The following is a 1,624-nucleotide window of genomic DNA, read 5'->3' on the forward strand; positions in this document are numbered from 1 at the left end:
GCGTCCGCGTTGGTCGCCAGCAGACGCCGCGCGGCCTGGAGCCGCAACATCTTCTGGTATTGGAGCGGGCTCATGGCCGTTGCCGCCTTGAAGTGCCGGTGAAACGCCGGAACGCTCATGCCGGCGATGTCGGCGAGCGTCTCGGTGCGCAAGGTCTGATCAAAGTGTCGGCGGATCCATTCTATGGCGCGCCGGACCTGCGACAGCCTGCTATCCTCCCGAACGATCTGCCGCAGCATCGGCCCATGCGCGCCTTGCAGCAGACGATAGAGCACTTCACGCTCCCGCGCCTCGGCCAGATAGGGAACATCTTCGGGCATGTCGAGAAGGGCGATCAGGTGGCTCCAGGCCTCGAGAAGCTCATGGGTCACAGGAGCGACGCCGAAGCCGGGTGTCGCATTCGTCGCCGCGATGGGGGCCATGTCGGCGAGAAGGCTCGTCAGGGCATCGCGATCAAGCGTCAGGCTCACCGCGACATAGGGCTTGTCCGGCTCAGCCTCGATCACGCATCCGGTCGTTGGAAGTTCGATCGAGGCGGCAAAGCAGCTTGCCGTGTCGTAGCGCAGAATGCGGTCGCCGACGAGCACCTGCTTGGCGCCCTGCACCACGAGGCAGATCATCGGCTCGCAGATGGTGACGGCCGGCAGGGTGCGCTCGCGCAGAACGCCGAGGCCAATCCTGGGAATGGCCGTTTCCCGGCATATGCCCTCGGCATGGCGCAAGACACGGCGGCAGAGGGGATCGAGCAGGTCCTTCATGCCGAGGATGATGGTGGCCAAACCGTGCCGCCGCAAGCCCCCGAGAGGATCAGGCAAGGATTCGATACGATCGGGCGCGGCGCGGCGGATGCAGCGGACCATCTATTGGGGGCGGGCCGCGTTTTGTCCGCCGCTTTGCCAATCATCGAGGATCTTGCCATGACATCACCATTTGGAGCGACATCAACCACGGACGAGGTGCTTGCCGGCGTCGACCTGACGGGGCGAAGGATCCTGGTCACCGGCGTCTCGGCGGGTCTCGGCGTCGAGACCGCTCGCGCACTGGTGGCGCACGGCGCCGACGTCGTCGGTGCCGCCCGTGACCTTGTCAAGGCTGAGAAGGCAACGGCGAGTGTTCGGGCTGCTGCCGCGCAAGGGAAGGGTCGCTTCGACCTCGTTCAACTCGACCTCGCCTCGCTCGACAGCGTCCGCGCCTGTGCCGATCGGCTCGGCGCAGATGGTCGGCCGTTCGATGTCGTCATCGCCAATGCCGGCGTGATGGCCTCACCTTTCGCAAAGACGGCCGATGGCTTCGAAACCCAGTTCGGCACGAACCATCTCGGCCACTTCGTTCTTGTGAACCGCATCGCTTCGCTGATCGCCGATGGCGGCCGGCTGGTGAACCTGTCATCAGCCGGTCATCGCTTCTCCGACGTCGATCTCGACGATCCGAATTTCGAACGGACAGATTATGATCCCTGGGTTGCCTATGGCCGGTCGAAGACGGCCAACATCCTGTTCGCGGTCGAATTCGACCGACGACACCGGGCGCGCGGGGTGCGCGCCTGCGCGATCATGCCCGGCGGTATCCGCACCGAACTCGGCCGACACATGACGCAAGCCGACGAGGACGCGCTGGTCGCATC

The 1,624-nt window shown here is 65.1% G+C and carries 2 protein-coding genes; one reads left to right on the forward strand and one right to left on the reverse strand.

Annotation, left to right across the window (positions count from 1 at the left end):
- The coding region (locus ACEVQ6_RS23595; RefSeq protein WP_374891483.1) for an AraC family transcriptional regulator at positions 1–779 on the reverse strand (779 nt) is incomplete at its 3' end.
- Positions 780–917: 138 nt separating this feature from the next.
- Here ACEVQ6_RS23595 and ACEVQ6_RS23600 point away from each other — a divergent pair.
- Positions 918–1,624: SDR family NAD(P)-dependent oxidoreductase (locus ACEVQ6_RS23600; protein WP_374891484.1), on the forward strand; the 707-nt coding region annotated here is incomplete at its 3' end.

The sequence above is a fragment of the Ensifer soli genome (genome assembly GCF_041928815.1).
Taxonomy (GTDB): domain Bacteria; phylum Pseudomonadota; class Alphaproteobacteria; order Rhizobiales; family Rhizobiaceae; genus JBHFEI01.